The organism is Streptomyces noursei (genome assembly GCF_001646665.1).
Taxonomy (GTDB): Bacteria; Actinomycetota; Actinomycetes; order Streptomycetales; family Streptomycetaceae; genus Streptomyces; species Streptomyces lavendulocolor.
This window is the reverse complement of record NZ_LWBU01000081.1, coordinates 150,353-175,900: the sequence shown is the minus strand read 5'-3', so window position 1 is coordinate 175,900 and position 25,548 is coordinate 150,353. Positions and strand designations below refer to the sequence as shown.

At 73.3% G+C, this 25,548-nt stretch carries 24 protein-coding genes; 14 read left to right on the top strand and 10 right to left on the bottom strand.

Features of this window, described 5'->3' with window-relative positions; genetic code table 11:
- The first annotated feature begins 30 nt into the window (after nucleotides 1-30).
- On the top strand, nucleotides 31-1,572 hold the full coding sequence (gene hutH / locus A4V12_RS07350) for a histidine ammonia-lyase (protein ID WP_064068401.1): 1,542 nt from the start codon (nucleotides 31-33) through the stop codon (nucleotides 1,570-1,572).
- Nucleotides 1,573-1,602: 30 nt separating this feature from the next.
- On the opposite strand, the gene A4V12_RS07345 is transcribed toward hutH, so the two are convergent.
- Complete coding sequence (locus A4V12_RS07345; protein ID WP_064068400.1) at nucleotides 1,603-1,893, bottom strand: hypothetical protein; 291 nt, start codon at nucleotides 1,891-1,893, stop codon at nucleotides 1,603-1,605.
- Between the two features lie 133 nt (nucleotides 1,894-2,026).
- Between A4V12_RS07345 and A4V12_RS07340 the strand changes: the two genes are divergently transcribed.
- The 3 genes from A4V12_RS07340 to A4V12_RS07330 all read left to right on the top strand — a co-directional run bounded on the left by A4V12_RS07340 (nucleotide 2,027) and on the right by A4V12_RS07330 (nucleotide 4,371).
- On the top strand, nucleotides 2,027-2,341 hold the full coding sequence (locus A4V12_RS07340; protein WP_350498002.1) for a hypothetical protein: 315 nt from the start codon (nucleotides 2,027-2,029) through the stop codon (nucleotides 2,339-2,341).
- Nucleotides 2,342-2,555: 214 nt separating this feature from the next.
- Nucleotides 2,556-3,821: a L,D-transpeptidase gene (locus A4V12_RS07335; RefSeq protein ID WP_064068399.1), complete on the top strand. Its 1,266-nt coding sequence runs from the start codon at nucleotides 2,556-2,558 to the stop codon at nucleotides 3,819-3,821.
- 202 nt (nucleotides 3,822-4,023) lie between these two features.
- Entirely contained in the window at nucleotides 4,024-4,371 is a 348-nt protein-coding gene (locus tag A4V12_RS07330) for a DUF1330 domain-containing protein (RefSeq protein ID WP_064068423.1), read from the top strand.
- Nucleotides 4,372-4,422: 51 nt separating this feature from the next.
- Here the strand turns inward: A4V12_RS07330 and A4V12_RS39440 are convergent, their stop codons facing one another.
- The 3 genes from A4V12_RS39440 to A4V12_RS07315 all read right to left on the bottom strand — a co-directional run bounded on the left by A4V12_RS39440 (nucleotide 4,423) and on the right by A4V12_RS07315 (nucleotide 6,864).
- Nucleotides 4,423-4,848 (bottom strand): hypothetical protein, encoded by a 426-nt coding sequence (locus A4V12_RS39440; protein WP_064068398.1) that lies wholly within the window; start codon nucleotides 4,846-4,848, stop codon nucleotides 4,423-4,425.
- 17 nt (nucleotides 4,849-4,865) lie between these two features.
- Nucleotides 4,866-5,528, bottom strand: coding sequence for a peptide-methionine (S)-S-oxide reductase MsrA (msrA, locus tag A4V12_RS07320; protein ID WP_064068397.1), 663 nt, complete (start codon nucleotides 5,526-5,528; stop codon nucleotides 4,866-4,868).
- A 226-nt stretch (nucleotides 5,529-5,754) separates the two neighbouring features.
- Nucleotides 5,755-6,864 carry a hypothetical protein gene (locus A4V12_RS07315; protein WP_064068396.1) on the bottom strand — a complete coding sequence of 370 codons (1,110 nt, stop codon included), beginning with the start codon at nucleotides 6,862-6,864 and terminating at the stop codon, nucleotides 5,755-5,757.
- Nucleotides 6,865-6,924: 60 nt separating this feature from the next.
- Between A4V12_RS07315 and A4V12_RS07310 the strand changes: the two genes are divergently transcribed.
- Nucleotides 6,925-8,079, top strand: a complete 1,155-nt coding sequence (locus A4V12_RS07310; RefSeq protein WP_064068395.1) for a cystathionine gamma-synthase — start codon at nucleotides 6,925-6,927, stop codon at nucleotides 8,077-8,079.
- Nucleotides 8,080-8,103: 24 nt separating this feature from the next.
- Here the strand turns inward: A4V12_RS07310 and A4V12_RS07305 are convergent, their stop codons facing one another.
- From A4V12_RS07305 to A4V12_RS07295, 3 genes are all read right to left on the bottom strand, one after another.
- The gene (locus tag A4V12_RS07305) at nucleotides 8,104-8,358 is read right to left on the bottom strand and encodes a hypothetical protein (RefSeq protein ID WP_064068394.1); all 255 of its coding nucleotides are present in this window, start codon (nucleotides 8,356-8,358) and stop codon (nucleotides 8,104-8,106) included.
- Complete coding sequence (locus tag A4V12_RS07300) at nucleotides 8,355-8,852, bottom strand: sigma factor-like helix-turn-helix DNA-binding protein (RefSeq protein ID WP_064068393.1); 498 nt, start codon at nucleotides 8,850-8,852, stop codon at nucleotides 8,355-8,357. The genes A4V12_RS07305 and A4V12_RS07300 overlap by 4 nt, the downstream gene beginning before the upstream one ends.
- Nucleotides 8,853-8,941: 89 nt before the next feature.
- Complete coding sequence (locus tag A4V12_RS07295) at nucleotides 8,942-9,466, bottom strand: MarR family winged helix-turn-helix transcriptional regulator (RefSeq protein WP_064068392.1); 525 nt, start codon at nucleotides 9,464-9,466, stop codon at nucleotides 8,942-8,944.
- Nucleotides 9,467-9,580: 114 nt separating this feature from the next.
- Here A4V12_RS07295 and ilvA point away from each other — a divergent pair, with 114 nt between their 5' ends.
- From ilvA to A4V12_RS07280, 3 genes are all read left to right on the top strand, one after another.
- Nucleotides 9,581-10,810 carry a threonine ammonia-lyase gene (gene ilvA / locus A4V12_RS07290; RefSeq protein ID WP_064068391.1) on the top strand — a complete coding sequence of 410 codons (1,230 nt, stop codon included), beginning with the start codon at nucleotides 9,581-9,583 and terminating at the stop codon, nucleotides 10,808-10,810.
- A 195-nt stretch (nucleotides 10,811-11,005) separates the two neighbouring features.
- Nucleotides 11,006-12,025 (top strand): ATP-binding cassette domain-containing protein, encoded by a 1,020-nt coding sequence (locus tag A4V12_RS07285; RefSeq protein ID WP_064068390.1) that lies wholly within the window; start codon nucleotides 11,006-11,008, stop codon nucleotides 12,023-12,025.
- The gene (locus A4V12_RS07280) at nucleotides 12,022-12,873 is read left to right on the top strand and encodes an ABC transporter permease (protein WP_064068389.1); all 852 of its coding nucleotides are present in this window, start codon (nucleotides 12,022-12,024) and stop codon (nucleotides 12,871-12,873) included. Before A4V12_RS07285 ends, A4V12_RS07280 begins: the two co-directional genes overlap by 4 nt.
- Before the next feature lie 176 nt (nucleotides 12,874-13,049).
- On the opposite strand, the gene greA is transcribed toward A4V12_RS07280, so the two are convergent.
- Nucleotides 13,050-13,547, bottom strand: a complete 498-nt coding sequence (gene greA, locus A4V12_RS07275; protein ID WP_064068388.1) for a transcription elongation factor GreA — start codon at nucleotides 13,545-13,547, stop codon at nucleotides 13,050-13,052.
- A 178-nt stretch (nucleotides 13,548-13,725) separates the two neighbouring features.
- Complete coding sequence (locus tag A4V12_RS07270) at nucleotides 13,726-14,127, bottom strand: DUF4307 domain-containing protein (protein WP_064068387.1); 402 nt, start codon at nucleotides 14,125-14,127, stop codon at nucleotides 13,726-13,728.
- 151 nt (nucleotides 14,128-14,278) lie between these two features.
- On the opposite strand from A4V12_RS07270, the gene mca reads away from it, so the two are divergent.
- Both mca and A4V12_RS07260 read left to right on the top strand, forming a co-directional pair.
- Nucleotides 14,279-15,160, top strand: a complete 882-nt coding sequence (gene mca / locus A4V12_RS07265; RefSeq protein WP_064068386.1) for a mycothiol conjugate amidase Mca — start codon at nucleotides 14,279-14,281, stop codon at nucleotides 15,158-15,160.
- A 1-nt stretch (nucleotide 15,161) separates the two neighbouring features.
- A complete protein-coding gene (locus tag A4V12_RS07260) occupies nucleotides 15,162-15,395 on the top strand; it encodes a hypothetical protein (RefSeq protein ID WP_064068385.1) in 234 nt (77 codons plus the stop codon).
- A gap of 296 nt (nucleotides 15,396-15,691) precedes the next feature.
- Here the strand turns inward: A4V12_RS07260 and A4V12_RS07255 are convergent, their stop codons facing one another.
- Complete coding sequence (locus A4V12_RS07255) at nucleotides 15,692-18,904, bottom strand: tetratricopeptide repeat protein (RefSeq protein ID WP_199831231.1); 3,213 nt, start codon at nucleotides 18,902-18,904, stop codon at nucleotides 15,692-15,694.
- Between the two features lie 174 nt (nucleotides 18,905-19,078).
- Between A4V12_RS07255 and A4V12_RS07250 the strand changes: the two genes are divergently transcribed.
- The 4 genes from A4V12_RS07250 to A4V12_RS07235 all read left to right on the top strand — a co-directional run bounded on the left by A4V12_RS07250 (nucleotide 19,079) and on the right by A4V12_RS07235 (nucleotide 25,507).
- Nucleotides 19,079-21,109: a thioredoxin domain-containing protein gene (locus A4V12_RS07250; RefSeq protein ID WP_064068383.1), complete on the top strand. Its 2,031-nt coding sequence runs from the start codon at nucleotides 19,079-19,081 to the stop codon at nucleotides 21,107-21,109.
- A 269-nt stretch (nucleotides 21,110-21,378) separates the two neighbouring features.
- A complete protein-coding gene (locus tag A4V12_RS07245) occupies nucleotides 21,379-22,635 on the top strand; it encodes a glycosyltransferase (protein ID WP_064068382.1) in 1,257 nt (418 codons plus the stop codon).
- A complete protein-coding gene (locus tag A4V12_RS07240) occupies nucleotides 22,632-24,293 on the top strand; it encodes an ArnT family glycosyltransferase (RefSeq protein WP_064068381.1) in 1,662 nt (553 codons plus the stop codon). The genes A4V12_RS07245 and A4V12_RS07240 overlap by 4 nt, the downstream gene beginning before the upstream one ends.
- Nucleotides 24,290-25,507, top strand: a complete 1,218-nt coding sequence (locus tag A4V12_RS07235) for a glycosyltransferase (RefSeq protein ID WP_064068380.1) — start codon at nucleotides 24,290-24,292, stop codon at nucleotides 25,505-25,507. Before A4V12_RS07240 ends, A4V12_RS07235 begins: the two co-directional genes overlap by 4 nt.
- Nucleotides 25,508-25,548 lie beyond the last annotated feature (41 nt).

The window sequence follows — 25,548 nt, the reverse complement described above, 5'->3', positions numbered from 1 at the left end:
GATTCAGTCCGTACGCTGCTGAATATGGATATGCACACAGTCGTGGTGGGGACGTCCGGTACCACCGCACAGGACGTCATCGCCGTGGCCCGCGGCAACGCCCGTGTCGAGCTCTCCCCCGAGGCGCTCGCCGCGCTCGCCAAGGCCCGCGAGATCGTCGACGCCCTCGCCGCCAGGCCCGAGCCCGTCTACGGCGTGTCCACCGGCTTCGGGGCGCTCGCCACCCGGCACATCAGCCCCGAACTGCGGGCCCGGCTCCAGCGCAACATCGTGCGCTCGCACGCCGCCGGGATGGGCGCGCCCGTGGAGCGCGAGGTCGTACGGGCCCTGATGTTCCTGCGGCTCAAGACCGTCTGCTCCGGCCGCACCGGGGTCCGCCCCGAGGTCGCGCAGACCATGGCGGACGTCCTCAACGCCGGGATCACCCCGGTCGTCCACGAGTACGGCTCCCTCGGCTGCTCCGGCGACCTCGCGCCGCTCAGCCACTGCGCGCTCACCCTGATGGGCGAGGGGGACGCCGAGGGACCCGACGGGCGGGTCCGCCCGGCCGGCGAACTGCTCGCCGAGCACGGCATCGAGCCCGTCGAGCTGCGCGAGAAGGAGGGCCTGGCCCTCCTCAACGGCACCGACGGCATGCTCGGCATGCTGATCATGGCCCTGGCCGACCTGGAGAAGCTCTACAAGTCCGCCGACATCACCGCCGCGCTGTCGCTCGAAGCCCTCCTCGGCACGGAGAAGGTCCTCGCCCCCGAGCTGCACGCCATCCGCCCGCACCCCGGCCAGGGCGCCGCCGCGGCCAACATGCTCGCCGTGCTCCAGGGGTCCGGCCTCACCGGCCACTTCCAGCAGGACGAGGCCCCGCGCGTCCAGGACGCCTACTCGGTGCGCTGCGCCCCCCAGGTCGCCGGCGCCGGCCGCGACACCATGGCGCACGCCCGGCTCGTCGCCGAGCGTGAACTCGCCTCCGCCGTCGACAACCCGGTCGTCCTGCCCGACGGCCGCGTCGAGTCCAACGGCAACTTCCACGGCGCGCCCGTCGCCTACGTGCTGGACTTCCTCGCCATCGCCGCCGCCGACCTCGGCTCCATCGCCGAGCGCCGCACCGACCGGCTGCTCGACAAGAACCGCTCCCACGGCCTGCCGCCGTTCCTCGCCGACGACGCCGGTGTCGACTCGGGCCTGATGATCGCCCAGTACACGCAGGCCGCCCTGGTCAGCGAGCTGAAGCGGCTGGCCGTCCCGGCCTCCGCCGACTCCATCCCGTCCTCCGCGATGCAGGAGGACCACGTCTCCATGGGCTGGTCGGCCGCCCGCAAGCTCCGCACCGCCGTCGGCAACCTCGGCCGGATCATCGCCGTCGAGCTGTACGCCGCGACCCGGGCCATCGAGCTGCGCGACGGGCTCACCCCCGCCCCCGCCTCCCGCGCCGCCATCGAGGCGCTGCGCGCGGCAGGCGTCCAGGGCCCCGGGCCGGATCGTTTCCTCGCGCCCGACCTGGAGGCCGCCGACGCCTTCGTCCGCGACGGCCGGCTCGTCGAGGCCGTCGAGAAGGTCACCGGCCCGCTGGCCTGACCGGGGAACGCACGCGCGGGGCGCGCACCGTCACAGGACGGTGTGCGCCCCTCGTCGTACGGCGAAGGCCACCAGGCCCGTGCCGATCCCCAGGAAGGCGGTGCCCCCCAGGAGGTACGGGGTGGTGTCCACGCTTCCGGTGTCGGCGAGCGCGAGGCCGTCCTGCGCCCCCGTGGGGGACGCCACCGCGGAAGCTCTCGTCTCGTGCCGCTCCGCGGGTGGCCGTTCAACGGTGGCGTTGGCCGAAGGGACGAACCACAGCGCGCCGAGCAGGGTCCCGGCGGCGGTGGCGGTCAGCAGCGGTCGACGTGCGACGGACACAGATTCAGATCCCCTTGCGGAACCGAGAATTGGCTGGTGCGCCGATGCTAATGAACACAGCGGGTCGTAGGAAAGTCGCGGCTCCCGGCGGCTTACGCTCCGTCATATGAGCCCTGCTGAGACATCACGGTATGTGCGCCTTCGGGTGGAACTGCTGCTGGAAGTGACGGACGCCGATCAACTCGCCGGAGCCGCGCTGGAGCGCGTCGAGGCCGACGAATTCATGCCGGACGAGGAGCGTACGCACGCCCGGTCCGCGGTACGAGAAGACGAAGCGGAAGCTCTCGCATACCTCGTCGAGCCGGTCGATCTGGTGAGCCGGGTGCCCGGCGTCGAACTCGCCCAGGCGTCGTGGACCAGCGAGCGGGCCGAGCACGACCCCGACGCGGAGATGTGGGACCTGGACGAGGAGGATGATGAGGATCACCTCGACGACGTACGTCCGTAGCGTGTGAGTCGTGACACGTTCCGGGCCCCGGAGCGCCGCCCCCGGGGCGGTGTCCGGGGCCCGTCCCGCACGGCCCCGTATACCTCGCGGGGATCGGGAACCGGCGGCTCCCCCGGACGCGTCGATCAGTGGTGTTCCCCACATCCACGCCAGATGGGGAACCGGACGGGTTGTTATGGGTGTTGTTGAGACAGTTGGCAGGGATTCGGCGACGATGGAGAAGCGTGTGATGACGGACAGCAAGCGGCGCAGGAGCCTGACGGCCGCGTCCGCACTGCTCGGCGGCGTTCTGGTGCTCACCGGCTGCAGCGGCGGTGACGAGAAGGCCGACGCCTCCGACAGCTCGAAGACGTCACAGTCCCAGGTCGACGCGGCGGCGGCGAAGGACGCCTCCCAGGCCCGAATAGCCATCACACCGAAGAACGGCGCGCAGAACGCCGGCATCAACGACGACGCCAAGGTCACTGTCAGTGAAGGCACGCTCACCCAGGTGATGATGACCGCGCCCGACGGGACGACCGTCAAGGGCGAGATGGCCGCCGACGCCAAGAGCTGGAAGCCCGCCGAGCAGCTGGAGCGGGCCACCACCTACAAGATCGCCGTCACGGCGAAGGACGCCGAGGGCCGGGAGGCCCACGAGAACTCCTCCTTCACCACCGTGTCCAAGGAGAACAGCTTCATCGGGAACTTCACCCCCGAGGACGGCTCCACGGTCGGCGTCGGCATGCCGGTCTCCATCACCTTCAACAAGCCGATCACGGACAAGAAGGCCGTCCAGTCCGGCATCAGCGTCTCCTCCAGCAGCAACCAGGAGGTCGTCGGCCACTGGTTCAACGCCCAGCGCATCGACTTCCGCCCCGAGAACTACTGGGCCGAGGGCTCCAAGGTCACGCTCAAGCTCGACCTGGACGGCGTCGAGGGCTCCGACGGCGTCTACGGCGTGCAGCAGAAGACCGTCACCTTCACCATCGGCCGCAACCAGGTCTCCACCGTCGACGCCGCCGCCAAGACCATGACGGTCACCCAGGACGGCAAGACGGTCAAGACCATCCCGATCTCCGCCGGCGCCCCCGAGAACCCGACCTACAACGGCCAGATGGTGATCTCCGAGAAGTTCAAGGAGACCCGGATGGACGGCTCGACGGTCGGCTTCACCAAGAAGGACGGCAAGGGCGAGTACGACATCAAGGACGTGCCGCACGCCATGCGGCTGTCCACCTCGGGCACCTTCATCCACGGCAACTACTGGGGCTCCGACTCCATCTTCGGCAACGTGAACACCAGCCACGGCTGCGTGGGCCTCAATGACGCCAAGGGCGCGGACGACCCGAGCCAGCCGGGCGCCTGGTTCTACGACAACTCGATCGTCGGTGACGTGGTCGTCGTGAAGAACTCCAAGGACAAGACCATCGCCCCCGACAACGGCCTCAACGGCTGGAACATGAGCTGGGCCGAGTGGAAGGCCGGCTCCGCCGTCTGATCCGCGGTCCACGGGTACGTGAAGGCGGCGGTCCTCCCCACGGGAGGGCCGCCGCCTTCGCCGTACCCGCACGGAGCACCCCGTGGCGTCCGGCCGTCCCTCTCCGGCACGGCGTCATGACCTCCGCGGTAATCGACCCCGGGCCCCGCGGCCCCGCAGCATGGAGTCCTCCCCGCCCGCCCTGACCCGCCAGGAGGACACCGTGCCCGCCTACGCCCTCGCCAACCTCACGCCCCCGGCCGAGCTCGACGACGAGGTCCTCACCTACATGGAGCGCATCCAGGCCACCCTCGACCCCTTCGGCGGCCGTTTCCTGGTGCACGGCGCGCCGGCCAGGGAGGTCCGCGAGGGGTCGTGGGACGCCGCCCTCGTGATCATCGGCTTCCCGTCCCTCGGCCACGCCCGCGACTGGTACGACTCCGACGCCTACCAGCGGCTGATACCGCTGCGCACCCGCCACATGGCCGGCGACGTCCTGCTCGTCGACGGCGTCGCACCCGGCTACGACCCGGCGACGACGGCCGCGGAGCTGCGGGCGGCACGCTCCTGACGGACGGTCGGGCGACGCGCCCCGGGCCGCCCCCGCTCCGGCGGACGACCGTCACCCCGCCCGCCAGTCGTACACGTACCGGCCGGCCGCCGCGTCGAAGGAGGCCTCCCCGGGGTGGGCGGGCGGGCCGAACTCCTCGCGCGCCCACAGCAGCAGCGCCGCCGCCAGCCCCTCCGGCTGGAAGTGGCACGGGTGGAAGTACACCCGGTGCACCGTGATCGTGGTGTGCGCCGCCGGGGCCCCCGCCTCCACGGCCGGAGCCGCCAGGGCCGCCCCGTGCCGCAGCCAGGCGGCCTCCTCACCGGCGATCCGCACCCCGGACCGGTCGGCGTGCGGATGACGGAGGACCGGCGCGAGGGCCGGCCACACGCGCCCGGCGACGTGCTCGGCCCCGCGCGCGGGCTCCGGGGCGACCGACGCCCCGGCCGTCAGGTCGACGGCGATGCCCCACGGCCCGCGCCGCACCCGGTACGACACGGTCCGCGCGGATCCGCTCAGCCGTCGGCCCGCGCGACGCCGATCGGGCAGGAGACGCCCGTACCGCCGATGCCGCAGTAGCCGCCGGGGTTCTTGTCCAGGTACTGCTGGTGGTAGCCCTCGGCCGGGTAGAAGGGCCGGTCGCCGGCGGGGAGGATCTCCGTGGTGATCGTCCCGTACCCGGAGCCGTTCAGCACTCGCTGGTAGGCGTCCCGGGAGGCCTCGGCGGCCGCCGCCTGGGCGGGGGAGTGGGTGTGGATCGCCGATCGGTACTGCGTGCCCACGTCATTGCCCTGGCGGAAGCCCTGGGTCGGGTCGTGGGACTCCCAGAAGAGCTTCAGCAGCGTGTCGTAGGAGACGACGGACGGGTCGAACACCACCCGGACGGCCTCGGTGTGCCCCGTCATGCCGGAGCAGACCTCCTCGTACGACGGGTTGAGCGTGTAGCCGCCCTGGTAGCCGACGAGGGTCGTCCACACGCCCTCGGTCTGCCAGAACTTCCGCTCGGCCCCCCAGAAGCAGCCGAGGGCGAAGTCCGCGACCTCCAAGCCCTCCGGGTACGGGCCCAGGAGCGGGTTGCCGAGGACCGTGTGGCGGGAGGGGACGGTGAAGCCGGGCTCCGGGCGGCCGCGCAGGGCCTGCTCGGGGGTGGGGAGGACGGGGGTGCGGCCGAACAGCATGACGGTGTCTCCTTCGTACGGACGCGGTGCGGGCGGCATCCGGACAACGCTCGGGAGCGGAGCGGAATTCCGGCGGGTCCGCGCCGGGCGGCCGGGTCCGCGCGGGCCCGGGGCGGACCCGGTCCGGCGCGGCGCCCCGGCGGCGGTACCGGGCGGCCGGTGACGGGCCGGCCGGGGACAGGGACCGGCCGGTGACGGGCCGGCCGGGGACAGGGGCCGGCCGGCGTCAGTGCGGCAGCGTCGCGGGGCTGCCGCCGTTCGCCTCGTAGCCCGCGACGGCGAGCGCCCGGTAGACCGCGTACTCCGCCGCCGGGTCCTCGCTCAGCGTCCACGGCAGGGCGCCGATGTGGCCGTCGACGTGGATCAGCTGGTGCATCGCCTCCGACCAGCGCTCCGCCCGCACCAGGAAGTGGATCAGCAGGTGCCGCACATGCGCCAGCATCGGGTCGTCGGGGCGGGCCGAGTGCACCGCGTACAGCGCGCCCTCCATGGCCTTCGACACCACCTCGGTGCCGTAGAAGTCCCGTACCAGCGCCACCTCCGGCAGATGCTCGAAGACCGCGAACAGCGGCAGCGCGGCGAGCAGCGAGCCCTGCGGGGCGCGCGCCGCGGCCGCCGTCGCGAAGCGGTCCGCGTCCTTCCGGGAGCCGTGCCACTTCTCGCACCAGAAGTGGAGGGCCGCCAGGTGCGCGCCCATGTGCTGCGGCGCCCGGTCGATGATCTTCGCCCAAACCTGGTCGAACTGCTCGTGCGTGTAGCCGAGCCCCCGCGCGACGGCCAGCTCGGTGATGTACGGGACCGGGTCGCCGGGCGACAGCAGCGCGGCCTGCGCGCAGACCGCCCGGGCCTCCTCCAGGATGATCCGGAAGTCGTCGGTGCCCGCCGACGAGGAGCGCCACGCCTGCTGCACCAGGAACTCGGCGTGCACCTGGGCACCGCCCGGGTCCTTCGGCTGCTCGGCGCGCCACGCCCGCAGCCACGCCCCGCCCGTGCCCGGCTCCCGGGCCAGCTCCAGCGACGCCGCCCCCGCGAACGCCTGGACCCGCTGCCAGCGCACCTCGCCGTCCTTGTCGGTGCCCGCCAGCAGCTGGGACGCCGCCCGCCAGTCCTGGGTGCGCTGCACCACGTCCAGCACGTCCAGGAGGTCCTGGTCCGGCCCTGGCATCCGCACGTCCAGCTCCTCCTGGAGCACGAAGCCGTAGGCGCTAGGGTCGGCGGCGTCCGGCGAACCGGGCGCGACCAGCCGGACACCGCCGCCGGCGCGGCGGCGCATCAGCCACGGCACCACGATCACGCCGATCAGGGCCACCGTGAACAGGAACCAGAGAATCTCCATACCGCCATTGTCCCGGACGCGCCCTGTGGGTACAGCCGCCCGCGACTACGCTCGGGACCCATGAGCGACCAGCACACCCACCAGAACTTCGAGACCCGCGCCATCCACGCGGGCAACACCGCCGACCCGCTGACCGGCGCGGTCGTCCCGCCCATCTACCAGGTGTCCACCTACAAGCAGGACGGTGTGGGCGGCCTGCGCGGCGGCTACGAGTACAGCCGCAGCGCCAACCCGACGCGTACGGCCCTGGAGGAGAACCTCGCGGCGCTGGAGGGCGGCCGGCGCGGCCTGGCCTTCGCCTCGGGCCTCGCCGCCGAGGACTGCCTGCTGCGCACGCTCCTCGTCCCCGGCGACCACGTGGTCATCCCGAACGACGCGTACGGCGGCACGTTCCGCCTCTTCGCGAAGGTCGTCGCCCGCTGGGGCGTGGAGTGGTCGGTCGCCGACACCTCCGACCCGGCGGCGGTACGGGACGCGATCACCGACCGTACGAAGGCCATCTGGGTCGAGACGCCGTCGAACCCGCTGCTCGGCATCACCGACATCGCGGCCCTCGCGGACGTCGCCCGCACGGCGGGCGTCAGGCTCGTCGTCGACAACACCTTCGCCAGCCCCTACCTCCAGCAGCCGCTGGCGCTCGGCGCGGACGTCGTCGTGCACTCGCTGACCAAGTACATGGGCGGCCACTCCGACGTCGTCGGCGGCGCGCTGGTGACGGCCGACGAGACGCTCGGCGAGGAACTGGCGTACCACCAGAACGCGATGGGCGCGGTCGCCGGGCCGTTCGACTCGTGGATCGTGCTGCGCGGCATCAAGACCCTGGCGGTGCGCATGGACCGGCACAGCGAGAACGCGACCCGCGTCGCGGAGATGCTCCAGCAGCACCCGAAGGTCACCCAGGTCCTCTACCCGGGCCTGCCCGAGCACCCGGGGCACGAGGTCGCGGCCAAGCAGATGCGCAGCTTCGGCGGCATGATCTCGTTCCGCGTCGAGGGCGGTGAGGAGGCGGCCGTCGAGGTCTGCAACCGCGCCAAGCTCTTCACGCTGGGCGAGTCCCTGGGCGGGGTCGAGTCGCTCATCGAGCACCCGGGCCGGATGACGCACGCGAGCGTCGCCGGATCGCTGCTGGAGGTCCCGGCGGACCTGGTGCGGCTGTCGGTCGGCATCGAGAACGTGGACGACCTGCTGGAGGACCTGCGCCAGGCGCTGGGCTGAGCCCACCGGTCGCGGACGGTCACGTCACCAGCCCTGGAACGGTGGCGTGACCCCCGCGGGTGGCGGCCGCCACGGCTCGGCGGCCGACGCCCACACCGTGAAGGCGATCGCCGCCGCCGTGAGCAGCACCCACAGCAGCCGGCGCAGCACCCGGGCCCGGCGCAGGGCGCGCGTGCCGCGGTCGAGGACCCGGGGCAGCAGGTCCGGCGGCACCTGGCCGCGCGGCGGCGCGTCCAGCATGCGCCGCACCTCGTCCTCCTTGCGGTCGTGGTCGCTCATGGCGCCCCCGCCTTCCCGGTCGCCCTCGCGGCGTCCCGCGCGACCGGGGTCCGCCGCAGCACGGCCACCGAGCGCGTACAGGTCGCCCGGACGCGTTCCACGGGCAGCCCGAGCAGCGCCGCCGCCTGCTCCTCGGCGACACCCTCGTACAGCCGCAGCACGACGACCAGCCGTTCCGGCGGGGTCAGGGGGGACAGGACGCCGCCGCGGGGGCGGTGGAAGCGCCAGGCGGCGCGGGCGAACCGGGTGGCGAGCTCGCGGCGGGTGAGGTCGTACGGATCCTCTCCGCGCAGCCGGCCCCAGCGCGCGTACGTGGCCCCCAGCGCGGCGGTCAGCAGTGCCTGGGCGCGCGGGGCGCGGCCGGGGTGCTCGGTCGTCAGGAGCGTGGCGGCGTGCAGCAGCCTGCCCGCCGCGCCCGCGACGTACGCCTCGAAGTCCCGCTCCCGGGCGCCGGGGAGCCGCGCCGTGGCCCGGTGCCGCCGCTGCTCTCGCACCTGCTCATATCAGGCCAGGGGCCCGGTCCCGGTCAAGAGGCCGGAGCGGGTCGCGTGCGCGCGACGGGGCGCGGGGGCGGCCGGGGCGGTCAGCCGGCCGGGGTCGTCTCCGTCTCGGACTCCCGCTCGACGGGTGGCAGGCCCGCCTGCCGGGCGGAGAGGGCGGAGTTGAACCGGGTGAGCAGGGTGCAGAACGACTCGCGCTCCGCCTCGGTCCAGCCGTCCGTCACCTGCGCCATCAGCTCGCGCCGCGAGGAGCGGACCTCCTCCAGGCGGGCCTGGCCGCGCGGCGACAGCTGGAGCACGACGGCGCGGCCGTCCTCCGGGTGCGAGGTCCGCTTCACCAGGCCGGTGTCGACCAGCGGCGCGACCTGGCGGGTGACGGTGGACGAGTCGATGCCCATCCCCGCCGCCAGCGCCTTGACGCCCATCGGGCCTTCCTGGTCGAGGCGGTTGAGGAGCAGGTAGGCGGCGCGGTCCATCGAGTTGCGGAGCTGGCCGGTGCCGCCGAGGCGGGTCTGCTCGGCCCGGCGGGCGAAAACGGCGACCTGGTGCTGGAGGGCATCGAGGAGACCGTGGTCGAGATCAGTCGTCATGTCCTGAGATGTGGGCATGGCTGCGGGGCTCTCTCGTGCGGTGGTGGTCGGTTGGTGGGGGACAGAGTACGCGGACCCGCGCGCCTTGGTACCAGCGCTGCGCAAACGTGATGAGCTGCGAGACTTGGCGTCATGAGCTTCGGTACGCCATACCCCTCACACCCTCTGATCCTCGACGACGTCCGGGGGGCGCAGAAGATGCTCTCGGGTGTCGCCAGAGTGACCCCGATGGAGGGCAGCCGGTACCTGTCGCGGCTGGTGGGCGCCCCGGTGCACTTCAAGTGCGAGAACCTCCAGCGGACCGGGTCGTTCAAGCTGAGGGGCGCGTACGTGCGGATCTCCGGGCTGCGGCCGGAGGAGCGGGCGGCGGGGGTCGTCGCGGCGTCGGCCGGCAACCACGCGCAGGGCGTCGCCCTGGCCTCGTCGCTCCAGGGCGTGAAGTCCACGGTCTTCATGCCGGTGGGGGCGCCGCTGCCGAAGGTGGCGGCGACGCGGGAGTACGGGGCGGACGTGCGGCTGCACGGGCACGTGGTCGACGAGACGCTGGCGGCGGCGCAGGAGTACGCCCACGACACCGGCGCGGTCTTCATCCACCCCTTCGACCACCGGGACGTCATCGCGGGCCAGGGCACGGTGGGGCTGGAGATCCTGGAGCAGTGCCCCGAGGTGCGGACGATCGTGGTGGGCGTCGGCGGCGGCGGGCTGGCCGCCGGCATCGCGGTGGCGGTCAAGGCGCTGCGGCCGGACGTGAAGGTGATCGGCGTGCAGGCGCGGGCCGCGGCCGCGTACCCGCCCTCGCTGGCGGCCGGCCACCCGCTCGGTATCGACACCGCGCCGACCATGGCCGACGGCATCCACGTGGGGCGGCCCGGCGACGTGCCGTTCGCGATCGTCCGGGAGCTGGTCGACGAGGTGCGCACCGTCACGGAGGACCAGCTCTCGGCGGCGCTGCTGCTGTGCCTGGAGCGGGCCAAGCTGGTGGTGGAGCCGGCCGGGGCGAGCCCGGTGGCGGCGCTGCTGGACGCTCCGGAGACGTTCGACGGGCCGGTGGTGGCGGTGCTGTCGGGCGGGAACGTGGACCCGCTGCTGATGCAGCGGATCCTGCGGCACGGCATGGCGGCGGCCGGCCGCTACCTGAGCCTGCGGCTCCGACTGACCGACCGGCCGGGCGCCCTGGCGACGCTGCTGGGCGTCCTGTCGGTGGTGGACGCCAACGTGCTGGACGTCGGCCACGTCCGCACGGACCCGCGGCTGGGCCTCACGGAGGTGGAGGTGGAGCTGCACCTGGAGACGAAGGGCCCCGAGCACTGCGCCGAGGTGGCCGCCGCCCTCGGGGACGCCGGCTACACGGTGATGCCCTGAGCGCGGGCGGGCGGCGGTCCCGTCCCGGCACGGCCCGGGCGTCCCGGCGCCGTCCGGGCGCGGGCGGGCGGTCCGGGCGCGCGGGCGGGCCGGGCCCGTGAGACATGTGGCGCCAGTCACATAAATGCCGGGCGCGCCGCGCCGGGTGTCCCTAGGCTGCGGGTAGCGATTCACCCCATCAACGGGAGAACCCACATGCCAGGCGCAATTCACGCCGAGGGTCTGGTGAAGACCTTCGGCGACGTACGGGCTCTGGACGGCGTGGACCTCGACGTCCCCGAGGGGACGGTCCTGGGGCTGCTCGGCCCCAACGGTGCGGGCAAGACCACCGCCGTACGCGTGCTCACCACGTTGCTCAGGCCCGACAGCGGCAGGGCGGTCGTCGCGGGCGTGGACGTCCTCAAGCACCCCAACGAGGTCCGCCGGTCGATCGGGCTCTCCGGACAGTTCGCCGCCGTCGACGAGTACCTCACCGGCCGCGAGAACCTGCACATGGTCGGCCAGCTCTACCAGATGTCGAGCAGGGCGGCGAAGGCGCGGGCGGGGGAGCTGCTGGAGCGGTTCCACCTCGCCGACGCCGCCGACCGCCCCGCCAAGACCTACTCCGGTGGCATGCGCCGCCGTCTCGACCTCGCCGCCGCGCTCGTGGTGTCGCCGCCCGTGATGTTCATGGACGAACCCACCACCGGCCTCGACCCCCGCAACCGGCAGCAGTTGTGGGACGTCATCCAGGAACTGGTCGCCGGCGGCACCACTCTGCTGCTGACCACGCAGTACCTGGAGGAGGCCGATCACCTGGCGCACGACATCTGCGTCGTCGACCACGGCAAGGTCATCGCCCGCGGCACCTCCGACCAGCTCAAGCTGCGCACCGGCGGTGAGCGCGTCGAGGTCGTCGTCCACCGGCCCGACATGATCGACCCGGCGCGAGCCGTCCTCGCCGGTTTCGGCAAGGGCGAGGTCGCCGTCGAGACGCACACCCGCAAGCTCACCGTCCCGGTCGCTGGCGGCGCCAAGCTGCTCGCCGAGGTCATCCGCGAGCTGGACTCCCGGGGCGTGGAGATCGACGACATCGGCCTGCGCCGCCCCACGCTCGACGACGTGTTCATCTCGCTGACCGGCCACACCGCGGAGCTGGCCGAGGAGGGCGACGGCGACTCCGCCGCCGCGGGCGGCGGCGATCGCGGCCAGGGACCGAAGGAGGCCGTGAAATGAGCGCCGTTTCCGACACCACTCCCCGGCTCGCCGCCCCCCGGCCGCGCGGGGGCGTCGTCCAGTCGGTCGCCGACTCCCTCGTGGTCGCCCGGCGGAACCTGATCCGCATGTCCCGGATTCCCGAAATGATCATTTTTGGCCTCATTCAGCCAATCATGTTCGTGGTGCTGTTCAGCTACGTCTTCGGCGGCTCGATGACCATCGGGGGCACCACCGACGCGGACGTCTACCGCAACTTCCTGATGGCGGGCATCTTCGCCCAGACCGTCACCTTCGCCACCGCGGGGGCGGGCGCCGGCATCGCGGACGACATGCACAAGGGCCTCATCGACCGGTTCCGGTCCCTGCCCATGGCCCGCGGGGCGGTCCTCACCGGCCGTACGCTCGCCGACCTCGTCCAGACGGCGCTGACCGTCGTGGTCCTCGCGGTCGTCGCGCTGCTCGTCGGCTGGCGCATCCACGAGGGCGTGCCCAAGGCGCTCGGCGCGTTCGCGCTGCTGCTCCTGCTCGGCTACGCCTTCTCCTGGATCGGCGCGCTGATCGGCCTGTCCGTGCGCACGCCCGAGGCGGCCACCTCCGGCGGGCTCATCTGGCTCTTCCCGGTCACGTTCGTCTCGAACGCGTTCGTGGACTCGTCCCAGATGACGCCCTGGCTGCGGCACGTCGCCGAGTGGAACCCCTTCAGCGCCACCGTGCAGGCCTGCCGCGAACTGTTCGGCAACCCGGGCGTCTCGAACTCCAGCGCATGGCCCATGCAGCACTCGGTGTGGGCGTCGATCATCTGGTCACTGCTGATCATCGCGCTGTTCCGCACGCTGGCGGTCCGCAAGTACCGCTCGGCTTCCTAGGGAGTGTCCGCACGGTGTCGGCGTCCGCCCGGAGGGCGGGCGAGGCAGGACTTCGCGGACACGACCCGGGTCGCGTCCGCCGACGGGCGTGCCGCCGTACGCCGAGGGCCGGGCCCGCGCATCCCGCGCGGACCCGGCCCTCCGTCGTCGTCGTTCGTCGGCCGTCGGCCGTCGTGTCAGCCGGAGTACGGCTTCGCGTCGAGGATCGTCACCGACGCCTTCTTGCCGTTCGGCAGCTCGTACTGCGCGTCCTCGCCGACCTTCTTGCCGTTGACGCCCGAGCCGAGCGGCGACTGCGGGGAGTACGTCTCGATGTCGGAGCTCGCGTACTCGCGGGAGGCGAGCAGGAAGCTCAGCGTGTCGTCCTCGTCACCGTCGAACGCGATCGTGACCACCATGCCGGGCGCCACGACACCGCTCTCCGCGGGAGCCTCGCCCACCTTCGCGTGCTCCAGGAGCTGGGTCAGCTGGCGGACGCGCAGCTCCTGCTTGCCCTGCTCCTCCTTGGCCGCGTGGTACCCGCCGTTCTCGCGCAGGTCGCCCTCCTCGCGCGCAGCCGCGATCTTGGCGGCGATCTCGGTTCGCGCGGGACCAGACAGGTACTCCAGCTCGGCCCTGAGCTGGTTGTACGCCTCCTGGGTGAGCCAGGTGACGTTTTCGCTGGTCTGGGTCACAGGTGCTCCTCGTCGGTACTGGGAATACAAAGCATCGCCCTACCCAGAAGGATTGTGCCTTCCTGGATGGGCGAAACCACGAGCCTAACAATTTCGGCGGGGAAGGGGGAGGACGAAAGCCACGGAATCTGTGTCCCCGCAGGTCACGGTGGGGACACGGGGACGCTGCGTGGCGCGTCTACTCCGACGTGCAGCCGAGCAGCTGGGCGCTGGTCGCCCTGGCCGTCGTACGCACGGTGACGACCTCGTCGATCCGGTCGGCGGCCCGGTCGAACCGGACGTCCTTGTGGCCGACCTCGCCGCCGTCCTCCGCCAGGGCGCGCACGGTGCAGGAGCCCTTGGCATCCCGGTCCTTGCGCACCTCCAGGTGCACCTGCACCCGGTCGTCGGCCGTGACGCCGAACTTGATCAGCTCGGCGCTGATCCGCTGGCCGGTGATGTAGTCGTACCCGAACCAGCCGATGAGGGCGAGGAGCGCGACGCCCAGCACCGAGCCGACGATCTTGAGCTTGCGGTCGGCGCGCTCGTCCGCCGAGCGGCCGTAACGGCCCTCGGGGAGCCCTTCCCGCACCGCGCTCATGATCGTTCCTCTCCTCGGCCGGACGACGGAATTTTCCGCCCACCGATTCCGTCACTATAGAAGCCGCCCGCCCGCCGCCCGACCGCCACCCCGCATCGACGTCCCTCCGGGACGGCCTTTATTCACCGTGACAATTCATGAGGATCGAGTCTTGACTGAGCAGCTGCGACTGATGGCCGTTCACGCCCACCCCGACGACGAGTCGAGCAAGGGCGCGGCAACGATGGCCAAGTATGTGTCCGAGGGGGTGGACGTGCTGGTCGTGACCTGCACCGGGGGCGAGCGCGGTTCCATCCTCAACCCGAAGCTCCAGGGCGACCCGTACATCGAGGAGAACATCCACGAGGTGCGGCGCAAGGAGATGGACGAGGCCCGCGAGATCCTCGGCGTCAAGCAGGAGTGGCTGGGCTTCGTCGACTCGGGCCTGCCCGAGGGCGACCCGCTGCCCCCGCTGCCCCAGGGCTGCTTCGCCCTGGAGGACGTGGACAAGGCGGCCGGGCGCCTGGTGAAGTCCATCCGGGCCTTCCGCCCGCAGGTGATCACCACGTACGACGAGAACGGCGGTTACCCGCACCCCGACCACATCATGACCCACAAGATCACGATGGTGGCGTTCGAGGGCGCGGCGGACGCCGAGAAGTACCCGGAGCCGGAGTTCGGCCCGGTCTGGCAGCCGTCGAAGGTCTACTACAACCAGGGCTTCAACCGTCCCCGTACGGTCGCGCTGCACGAGGCACTGCTCGCGCGCGGCCTGGAGTCGCCGTACGGCGAGTGGCTGGAGCGCTGGAAGGAGTTCGAGCGCGCCGAGCGGACGCTGACCACGCACGTGCCGTGCGCCGACTTCTTCGAGATCCGCGACAAGGCGCTGATCGCCCACGCGACGCAGATCGACCCGGACGGCGGCTGGTTCCGCGTGCCGATGGAGATCCAGAAGGAGGTCTGGCCCACGGAGGACTACGAGCTGGCCAAGTCCGTGGTGGACACCTCCCTCCCCGAGGACGACCTCTTCGCGGGCATCCGCGACAATGCCTGACATGAGCGCACACCAGGCACTGACCCATCTCGTCCCGCTCGCCGCCAAGGAGCTCGACGAGAACAAGGTGACCCCCGGCGTCCTCGGTTTCATCGTCTTCGCGGTCATGGCCGTGGGCGTGTGGCTGCTGATGAAGTCGATGAACCGCCACATGGGCAAGGTCGACTTCGAGGAGGCCCCCGAGGCCCCCGCCGCGGCGGGCACCGAGGCCAAGGCCGGCAAGAGCACCCGGTAGGACGCGGCGGGGCCCGCCGGCCGGACGCCGCGACCGGCTCCATGCCGGCGGGGCCTGCCCGCCGGCCTCCGGCTCCATGACGGCTCCATGACGGCTCCACGACCACCGCGGGTGGACGTGGAGCCGCGGCCTGCCCGCACCCGGACGGCTCCGGGGCCGTGGTGTCCTGCCCCGGAGCGACGGTGTCCCGGGCGGTGCTCCGGGCCCGGCGGGCGCCGGGCCGGCCCGGGTGCCGGGCGGGGCGAGGCGGGCTCGGGTGCCGAATAGGGCGAGGCGGGCTCGGGTGCCGGGCGGGCTCACGCCGGGACGCCCATGACCTCCCGGGCGTGGCGGTCGGGGGTCAGGCCGAGGGTCCAGGCCTGCCACGGGGACTCCAGACGGATGCCCCGCTCCAGCACCAGCGACCAGGCCGCCATGGCCTCCCCGAGACGGGGGTCCCTCGCCGGGTGGGCGGCGTCCTCCAGCGCCGCGAGCTCCTGCTGCGCGACGGCCGTCCCCACCTCCACGCCGCCCGGGGAGGCGTACGGCAGCAGCGTGCAGCGCAGGAAGCGGGACCAGTCCGCGCCGCGCAGGTCGCCGTACGAGGTGAACAGCGCGGTCGCCTCGTCGCACAGGGCGAGCGCCTGCGGGGCGCGGCTGTTGCCCGCGTCGATGACGGCCAGCTCCACGCACGTCCACCCCTCGCCGTGCGCCACCCCGATGCGGCGGAAGTCCGCGCGGGCGTCCACCAGCAGCTGCCGGGCGAAGCCCGAGTTGCGGAGGTTGCCGGTCCGGGCGGCGCGCTGGTCGCGGGTGGCGCGGCCCGCGTGGTGGCGGGCGCACGCCAGGCCGTACACGTCCCGCATGCGGGAGAACATCGTGCGGGCCCGCTCCAGCTCGCGCACCGCCTCGTCGGTCTCGCCCCCGTCCTCCAGCGCCTGGCCCAGGTAGTACAGCGTCCACGCCTCGCCGCGCACGTCCTCGCTGTCCCGGTGGCGCACCAGGGCCGTCCGCAGCTGCTCGGCGGCCGGGCCGTGATCCCCGGCGACCAGACGTGCCCGGCCGAGCTGCGTCAGCGCCCAGGCCTCACCGCGCTCGTCGTGCGTCCGCCCGTACAGCTCCAGCGCCGTCCGCAGCTCCTCCTCCGCTCGCGGCACGTCGCCCCTGCGCAGGCACACCTGGCCCAGCTGGAAGTGCGCCCAGGCCTCGCCGTGCAGCGACTCGTTCTCCCGGTGCAGCGCCAGCGCGGTGCCGAGCAGGGTCAGGGCCTCGCCGATGTTCGCCCGGTCGCGCTCCACCGCCGCCAGGGCGTGCAGCGTCCACGCCCGGTCCGCCGCCAGCTCCGGCGGCGCCTGGAGCTCCAGCGCCTCGCGCAGCCGGACCGCCGCCTCGGGCAGGTTGCCCTGGTGGTGGAGCGTGATGCCCAGCGAGCACAGCGCCAGCGCCGCCCCCGCGTCCTGATGGGCCTCCTGGTAGAGCGAGACCACCGAGGTGAGCGTGGTGCGAGCGGTGTCCAGCTCGCCCAGCTGCCGCGCCGCGATACCCGTGCGCCACCGCACCGACCGCACCAGCAGCCCCTGGTCCACCGCCTCGGTGAGCTGCTGGAGCTCGCCGAGGCGGTGCAGGTCGCCGCGGAGCAGGCAGTAGTCGCACAGTGCGCCCAGCAGGTCCAGCACCGTCTGCCGGCCGACTCCCTCCGCGCCCCGCAGCGCGGCCGTGATGAACGCCGACTCGTCGTCCAGCCAGCGCAGCGCCGCGTCCGGCGACGCGAAGCCGTGGCCGTCGAACCGGGCGCCCTGGCCGGCCCGCGTCGACATCTTGCCGTCGACCATGCGGATCACCGCGTCGGCCAGCTCCGCGTAGTTGCGGATCAGCCGCTCGTGCGCGGCCGCGATCGCCTCCGCGTCCTCCTCCTCGCGCAGCCGGGCCGCCGCGAACGCCCGCACCGCGTCGTGCAGCCGGAACCGGTCGCCCCGCACCCGGTCCAGCAGCCCCGCCCGCGCCAGCTCCCGCAGCCGCTGCCGGCCCTCCTCCTCGCCGGCCGCCAGCAGGGCCGCGGCCGCCGCCGCCCCGAGCGACGCCCGGCCCGCCAGCGCCAGACGCCGCAGCAGCCGCCGCTGGTCGTCGTCCAGGCCGGTGGTGTAGCAGACGTCCAGGGCCCGCTCGACCGGCCCGCCGTCCCGCCCGGCCAGCAGCCCCACGACCTCGCCCACCGGCCGCGCACCGGCCGCCGGGCCGGCCACCCGCAGCGCCAGCGGCAGCCCGCCGCACAGCTCCCGCAGCCGCTCCGTGCCCTCCGCGTCGTACGGTCCGGGGCGCGGCCCCTCGGCGGCCGAGCGCAGCAGTTCCTCCGCGTCCGCCCCGTCCAGACCGCCCACCGGCAGGTGGTGCACCCACGCCGGCACGTCCTCGCCCAGGTCGAGCGGCTCGCGCGCCGTCACCAGGACCAGGCCGTCCGAGCGATCGGGGATCAGCGTGCGCACCTGCGCGGCGTCCTGCGCGTCGTCCAGCACCACCGTCACCGGCAGCCCGGTCAGGTGCTGGTGGTACACCTCGGCCAGCCTGCGGGCCTGCTGCTCCGCCGACGACCGGTCCCGCGGCAGCAGTTGCTCGCGCGGCGCGCCGAGCCGGTTCAGCAGGTTCAGCAGCGCGTCCCGCGTCGTCAGGGGAGGCTCGTCGCCCCCGGCGCCGCCCCGCAGGTCCACGAGGCACGCGCCGCGGAACAGGTCGCGCAGCCGGTGCGTCGCCCGGACGGCCAGCGCGGTGCGGCCCGCGCCGGGCTCGCCGTGCAGCACCACCACGACCGGCCGCGTCTCGGTGGAGGCCCGTGCCTCGCGCACCCACCGCTCGATCCGCTCCAGCTCGGCGCGCCGCCCCGCGAAGGGCGCGTCCGGCTCCGGCAGGTGCCCGTAGGACTGCTCCAGGGCGGCGCGCCGGCGGGCGACGGCGCTGCGGTCGAGACCGCGCAGCCGGGGTGCCGGCCGGGGCTCCGGCTTCTTGGCGGCGGCGGCCGTCAGGATGCGCTGCTGGTCGAGGAACGGGCGGATGCCCCGTACCTCCAGGGCCGTGAGCCACTGGAGCCGCAGCTGCTCCGGCCCGCCGGGCTGCCCCAGCGCACCGGCCCTGCGGTGGGCGGCCGGCCAGTGCGCCGCGGTCGCCCTGAGCACCGTCGCCGCCGCCCCGGCGACCGCCACCACCGCCCCGGCCCCCAGCGCCGTGCCCGCCGAGGTGCCCAGCGCCAGGTCGGCGCCGGTCGCGGCCACGGCGGCGACCACCGCGACCAGGGCGGGTGCCCCGACGGCCCGCCGGTCCAGCCGCCGGGCCAGGGGCACCCGGCCGGCCTCCGCCTCCGCCAGCGCCGCCGCGTAGGCCGCGTACTCCTCGGCGGCGCCCGCCGCCATGGCGTCCAGCGCGTCCCGGCCCCGCGCCAGCAGCACGCCCGCGTCGGCGCGGCCGCCCGAACGCCGCACCTCGTCCTCCACGGCCCTGGCCAACAGCCGCTCGGCCTCCGCACGATGGCTGTCCCGCATGCGCGTCATCCACGTCCCCCTCCGCCGGCGATCGCTCCGGGGACAAGTGTCCGCCGCACGGCTGATCGGCGCGAGGGGCTGTGGACAACCCCGCGTCCCCGCCCGCCGCCCGGTCCGCCCGGCGCGCCGCGACGCCCGGGGCGTCCGGCGGGCACTTCCGGCAGGATGGGTGGTATGGCGAACCGACTGGCCCATGAGACGTCCCCCTACCTGCTCCAGCACGCCGACAACCCGGTCGACTGGTGGCCCTGGTCGGACGAGGCCTTCGAGGAGGCCCGGCGCCGGGGGGTGCCCGTGCTGCTGAGCGTCGGCTACAGCTCCTGCCACTGGTGCCACGTCATGGCGCACGAGTCGTTCGAGGACGCGACGACCGCCGAGTACCTCAACGAGCACTTCGTCCCCGTCAAGGTGGACCGCGAGGAGCGCCCGGACGTCGACGCCGTCTACATGGAGGCCGTGCAGGCCGCCACCGGCCACGGCGGCTGGCCCATGACCGTGTTCCTGACGCCCGACGCCGAGCCGTTCTACTTCGGCACCTACTTCCCGCCCGAGCCCCGCCACGGCATGCCGTCGTTCCCGCAGGTCCTCCAGGGCGTCGCGGTGGCCTGGGCCGACCGGCGCGAGGAGGTCGACGAGGTCGCCGGGAACATCGTGCGGGAGCTGGCGGGGCGGTCCCTCGCCCTCGGCGGGGACGGCGCGCCCGGCGAGCAGGAGCTCGCCCAGGCACTGCTCGGGCTCACCCGGGAGTACGACGACCGGCACGGCGGTTTCGGCGGGGCCCCCAAGTTCCCGCCGTCCATGGTGATCGAGTTCCTGCTGCGCCACTACGCCCGCACCGGTGCCGAGGGCGCGCTGCAGATGGCGGCCGACACCTGCGAGGCGATGGCCAGGGGCGGTATCTACGACCAGCTCGGCGGCGGCTTCGCCCGCTACTCGGTGGACCGCGAGTGGGTGGTGCCGCACTTCGAGAAGATGCTGTACGACAACGCCCTGCTGTGTCGGGTGTACGCCCACCTGTGGCGGGTGACGGGGAGCGACCTGGCCCGCCGGGTGGCCCTGGAGACCGCGGACTTCATGGTGCGGGAACTGCGCACCGCCGAGGGGGGGTTCGCCTCCGCGCTGGACGCCGATTCGGACGACGGTACGGGCAGGCACGTCGAGGGCGCCTTCTATGTGTGGACGCCGGAGCAGCTGCGCGAGGTGCTCGGCGACGAGGACGCCGCGTTCGCCGCCCGGCACTACGGCGTCACCGAGGAGGGCACCTTCGAGCACGGCGCCTCGGTGCTGCAACTGCCGCAGGGCGCCGGGGTGGTGGACGCCGAGCGGCTGGAGGGGATCCGGGCGCGGCTGCTCGCCGCGCGCGAGGAGCGGCCCAGGCCGGGCCGGGACGACAAGATCGTCGCCGCCTGGAACGGCCTGGCGATCGCCGCGCTGGCCGAGACGGGCGCCTACTTCGACCGCCCCGACCTGGTCGAGCGGGCCACGGAGGCCGCCGACCTGCTCGTACGGCTGCACCTGGGGACCGGCGCGCGGCTCGGCCGCACCTCCCGGGACGGGCGCGCGGGCGCCAACGCCGGGGTGCTGGAGGACTACGCCGACGTCGCCGAGGGGTTCCTGGCGCTGGCGTCGGTGACCGGCGAGGGCGTCTGGCTGGAGTTCTCCGGCCTGCTCCTGGACATCGTGCTCGACCGGTTCACGGGCGAGGGCGGCGCGCTGTACGACACCGCGCACGACGCCGAGCGGCTGATCCGCCGCCCCCAGGACCCCACCGACAACGCCACCCCCTCCGGCTGGACCGCCGCCGCCGGGGCGCTGCTGTCGTACGCGGCCCACACCGGCTCCGAGGCCCACCGGGCCGCCGCCGAGGGGGCCCTGGGGGTGGTGAAGGCCCTCGGTCCGCGCGCCCCCCGCTTCATCGGCTGGGGCCTGGCCGTGGCCGAGGCGCTCCTCGACGGGCCGCGCGAGGTCGCCGTCGTCGGGCGCACGGACGACGACGCGGCCCGGACGCTGCACCGCACCGCGCTGCTGGGCACCGCTCCCGGGGCGGTCGTCGCCTTCGGCGCACCGGACGCCGGCGAGGAGTTCCCGCTGCTCAGGGAGCGTCCCCTGGTCGACGGGCGGCCCGCGGCGTACGTCTGCCGGCACTTCACCTGCGAGGCGCCTACCACAAATCAGGAGGATCTGGCGGCCGCTTTGGCCAACTGACGTCGGAAACACAGTTTTTATCGGGACACCTCCTGACTGTCACCGTCTGCCTCTATTCTCATCGCACAAAGGAGTGGAGACTCCGCACACGTTCTGGGGAGGGCGTGCGCGGACGTTGAACGAGGGCGTCGACGGCCAGGGGGGTCCTGCCGCGATTCGCCCTGACATGTCTCTTGGGGAACGACCGTGCCGCGGCGGTGTGCCACCGGTGTGATCACCGGTGGGCGCACCTGCTCCGTCGTGGCGTGGTCGGAGGGGGGAATCCTTCCGTGCTCATTTCCGTGTCCGTCGCCGCCATATCGCTGGCGCTCTTCTGGATGGCCGCCTTCACCCTGTGGTGGCAGATGCACGCGTGGCGTACGCCGGAGACGCTCGCCGCCACCCGGTTCGAGAGTCCCGACGGGCAACAGGGCCTGTCGTTCTCGCTGTTGCTGCCCGCCCGCCATGAACAGCTGGTCCTGGAACACACGATCGACCGGCTGCTGGAGTCCCGGCACCGGGACTACGAGATCATCGTGATAGTCGGCCACGACGACCCCGGGACCGCCGAGGTCGCCGAACGGGCCGCGGCGCGCGACCCCGGCCGCGTACGGGTCGTCGTCGACACCCACGAGGCCAAGAACAAGCCCAAGGCCCTCAACACCGCCCTGCCGCACTGCCGCGGGGACGTGGTGGGCGTCTTCGACGCCGAGGACCAGGTCCATCCCGAGCTGCTCGCCCACGTCGACCACGCCTTCGGCGCCACCGGGGCCGACGTCGTCCAGGGCGGCGTCCAGCTGATCAACTTCCACTCCAGCTGGTACTCGCTGCGCAACTGCCTGGAGTACTTCTTCTGGTTCCGCAGCCGTCTGCACCTGCACGCCGCCAAGGGCTTCATCCCGCTCGGCGGCAACACCGTCTTCGTCCGCACCGACGTCCTGCGCGAGGCCGGCGGCTGGGACCAGAACTGCCTGGCCGAGGACTGCGACCTGGGCGTGCGGCTGTCCAGCGTCGGCAAGAAGGTCGTCGTCGCGTACGACGCCGACATGGTCACCCGCGAGGAGACCCCCGGCAGCCTGATGAGCCTGCTCAAGCAGCGCACCCGCTGGAACCAGGGCTTCCTCCAGGTCTACCGGAAGAAGGACTGGAAGCAACTGCCCACCCTCGGGCAGCGGATGCTCGCCCGCTACACCCTGATGACCCCGTTCATGCAGGCCTTCACCGGCGTCATCATCCCGCTCAACATCGCCATCGCGCTCTTCCTGGACGTCCCCATCGGCGTCGCCGTCATCACCTTCCTCCCCCTGCTGACCGCGATGGTGACGTTCGTCTTCGAGATCGTCGGCCTGCACGACTTCGGCCGCCAGTACGGGCTGCGGGTCAGGCTCGTCCACTACCTCAAGCTCATCGTCGGCGGCCCGTTCTACCAGGTGCTGCTGGCCGGCGCGGCGATCCGCGCCGTCTGGCGCGAGCAGCGCGGCCGCAACGAGTGGGAGCTGACCAGCCACGTCGGCGCCCACCTCGTGCGTGAGGGGGCAGCCCGATGACCGCCACCCTGCCGGCCGCCCCCGCGGCGCCCGAGCCGGCCACCGCCGAGCCGCCGCCGGACAAGAGACGCCTCGTCACCCGGCCGGTCGTCCGCTTCCGCGGCTCCCGTCCCGACCTGCTGCTGTGCGGAGTGCTCCTCGCGGCGATCCTCCTGGTCCAGGGCTGGAACATCCAGCACTACCCCACCCTCAGCGACGACGAGGGCACCTACCTCGCCCAGGCCTGGGCCGTCCAGAACGGCCGGGGCCTCGCCCACTACACGTACTGGTACGACCATCCGCCGCTCGGCTGGATGCAGCTGGCCGCCCTCACCTGGATCCCGTCGCTGATCGCGCCCGAGACGATGACCGTCGCCTCGATGCGCCTGGCGATGCTGCTGGTCTCCGCCGCCTCCGCCGTGCTGCTCTACGTGCTGGCGCGCCGCCTGTGGCTGCCGCGCTGGGCGGCGGGCCTGGCCATGGTGCTGTTCGGGCTCTCCCCGCTGTCGGTCGTCCTCCAGCGGGAGATCTTCCTCGACAACCTCGCCGTGATGTGGATGCTGCTGGCGTTCTGCCTCGCCGCCTCGCCCAGCAGGCACCTGTGGCACCACGTCGGTGCCGGTGTCGTCGCCGCCGTCGGCGTCCTCACCAAGGAGACGATGCTGGTCGTCCTGCCGGCGCTGCTGGTCACCATGTGGCGCCACAGCCACCGCGACACCCGCAAGTTCGCCGTCACCGGCGCCATCACTGCCTGCGCCCTGATCGGCTTCTCCTACCCGCTGTTCGCGCTCCTCAAGGGCGAGCTGCTGCCCGGCGCGGGACACGTCTCGCTGTGGGACGGCATCACGTACCAGATGAGCCGCCCCGGCTCGGGCTTCATCCTCGACGAGGGCACCGGCTCCAACGGGGTCCTCGAATCCTGGCTCTACTACGACCGGGTGCTGCCCCTCGGCGGCCTCGCGGGCGCCGCCCTGCTCCTGGCCACCTCCCGCTGGTCGGTCACCGCGCGGGCGCTGGCCGGACCGGCACTGGCGGTCGCCATCCTGGCGGTCGTCGCCATGCGCCCCTCCGGCTACCTGCCCGCCATGTACGTCATCCAGGCGCTGCCCTTCCTCGCCCTGGTCCTGGCCGGCGGCGCGGCGAGCGTCGCCCACGCCGTCCTCCGCAAGGGCCGCGCCACCCCGGCGCTGCTCCCGGCCCGCCGCGCGGCCGCCGTGCTCCTCGCCGCCACCGCCGCCGTGTACGTCGTGCCGCGCTGGTACGACGGCGACCGCACCGCCATGACCGCCGACGCCAACGCCCCCTACCGGGCCGCCGCGTCCTGGCTCGGCACCGAGGTCCCCGACCCGGCCGGCGCGCGCGTACTGGTCGACGACGCGCTCTGGCTGGACCTCGTCCACGCCGGGTACGACCCCGGGCTGGGCGCCATCTGGTTCTACAAGGCCGACCTCGACCCGGCCGTGACCAGGACCCTGCCGCGCGGCTGGCGGGACCTGGACTACGTGGTCGCCTCCCCGACCGTACGGCGCGACGCGCGCGACCTGCCTAACGTCAAGGCGGCGCTGGAGCACTCGACGCCCGTCGCCACCTTCGGCGAGGGCGAGGAACGGATCGAGATCCGGAAGATCACCGGCGACGGGACCACCGGAGACCGCAACAGCCGAGCGGAGGCCTCTTGACCATCCAGCCCACCGGCGCAGAGCACGTCGCCCCGGTCACCGACGACGTCCCCGAGCCGGGTGCCGTCACCGTGGTCATCCCCACCTTCAACGAGTCCGCGAACGTCCGGGAGCTGCTGCGCCGGATAGCCGCCGGCGTGCCCGACCGCCTGCCCTGCGAGGTCGTCTTCGTCGACGACTCCACCGACGACACCCCCGCCGTGATCGCCGACGCCGCGCGGGACTGCCCCTTCCCCGTCTCCGTCATCCACCGCGACGCCCCCGAGGGCGGCCTCGGCGGCGCCGTCGTCGAGGGACTCAGGGCCGCCGCGTCGGACTGGGTCGTCGTCATGGACGCCGACCTCCAGCACCCGCCCGCGCTCGTGCCCGACCTGGTCGCCACCGGGGAGAAGGAGGACGCCGACCTCGTCGTCGCCAGCCGCTACCTGCCCGGCGGCAGCCGCGCCGGGCTGGCGGGCGGCTACCGCGTCGCCGTCTCGCGCGGGGCGACCTGGCTCGCCAAGGGGCTCTTCCCGCGCGCCCTGCGCGGCATCAGCGACCCCATGAGCGGGTTCTTCGCCATCCGGCGCAGCGCGGTGACCGCCGACGCCCTGCGCCCGCTCGGCTACAAGATCCTGCTGGAGCTCGCCGTCCGGTGCCGCCCGGCCCGGGTCGCCGAGGTGCCGTTCGTCTTCGAGGAGCGGTTCGCGGGCGAGTCCAAGTCCACCGCCAGGGAAGGCGGGCGGTTCCTCCGCCACCTCGTCGAGCTGCGCACCGCCTCGCCGCTCGCCCGCATGGTCGCCTTCGGGCTGATCGGCCTCACCGGCTTCGTCCCCAACCTCGCCGCCCTGTACCTGCTCACCGGCGCCGGGCTGCACTACCTGCCCGCCGAGATCCTCGCCAACCAGTTCGGCGTCGCCTGGAACTTCCTCCTCATCGAGGTGCTGCTGTTCCGCGACCGCCGCCACCACCGGCGCCTCGCCGACCGGGCGGGGCGCTTCGCCCTCCTCGCCAACGCCGACCTCGTCCTGCGCATCCCCCTGATCGCCCTGTTCGTCGGGCAGCTCCACCTGGCGGTGCTGCCCGCCACCGCCCTCGCGCTGCTGACCACCTTCGTCCTCCGCTTCGCCGGGACCGAGGCGCTGGTGTACGCGGGGGTCCGGGGGTCGTCCCCCGGGAAGACACGGCTGCCCCGCAGAGCGCGTGCGGCCCGCACGGGAAGGAACGCCCGGTGAAACCGATCCCTCGACGAAGGCGGAAAGCGGCCCTCCTCGCC

Coding starts and splice junctions, on each gene's coding strand:
- ilvA (WP_064068391.1), top strand. CDS start 9,581: ATGAGCTTCGGTACGCCATACCCCTCACACCCTCTGATCCTCGACGAC.
- A4V12_RS07335 (WP_064068399.1), top strand. CDS start 2,556: ATGGAGAAGCGTGTGATGACGGACAGCAAGCGGCGCAGGAGCCTGACG.
- A4V12_RS07240 (WP_064068381.1), top strand. CDS start 22,632: ATGACCGCCACCCTGCCGGCCGCCCCCGCGGCGCCCGAGCCGGCCACC.
- A4V12_RS07285 (WP_064068390.1), top strand. CDS start 11,006: ATGCCAGGCGCAATTCACGCCGAGGGTCTGGTGAAGACCTTCGGCGAC.
- A4V12_RS07260 (WP_064068385.1), top strand. CDS start 15,162: ATGAGCGCACACCAGGCACTGACCCATCTCGTCCCGCTCGCCGCCAAG.
- msrA (WP_064068397.1), bottom strand. CDS start 5,528: ATGCTGTTCGGCCGCACCCCCGTCCTCCCCACCCCCGAGCAGGCCCTG.
- hutH (WP_064068401.1), top strand. CDS start 31: ATGCACACAGTCGTGGTGGGGACGTCCGGTACCACCGCACAGGACGTC.
- A4V12_RS07280 (WP_064068389.1), top strand. CDS start 12,022: ATGAGCGCCGTTTCCGACACCACTCCCCGGCTCGCCGCCCCCCGGCCG.
- A4V12_RS07255 (WP_199831231.1), bottom strand. CDS start 18,904: ATGCGGGACAGCCATCGTGCGGAGGCCGAGCGGCTGTTGGCCAGGGCC.
- A4V12_RS07295 (WP_064068392.1), bottom strand. CDS start 9,466: ATGCCCACATCTCAGGACATGACGACTGATCTCGACCACGGTCTCCTC.
- A4V12_RS07270 (WP_064068387.1), bottom strand. CDS start 14,127: ATGAGCGCGGTGCGGGAAGGGCTCCCCGAGGGCCGTTACGGCCGCTCG.
- A4V12_RS07315 (WP_064068396.1), bottom strand. CDS start 6,864: ATGGAGATTCTCTGGTTCCTGTTCACGGTGGCCCTGATCGGCGTGATC.
- A4V12_RS07305 (WP_064068394.1), bottom strand. CDS start 8,358: ATGAGCGACCACGACCGCAAGGAGGACGAGGTGCGGCGCATGCTGGAC.
- A4V12_RS07250 (WP_064068383.1), top strand. CDS start 19,079: ATGGCGAACCGACTGGCCCATGAGACGTCCCCCTACCTGCTCCAGCAC.
- A4V12_RS07310 (WP_064068395.1), top strand. CDS start 6,925: ATGAGCGACCAGCACACCCACCAGAACTTCGAGACCCGCGCCATCCAC.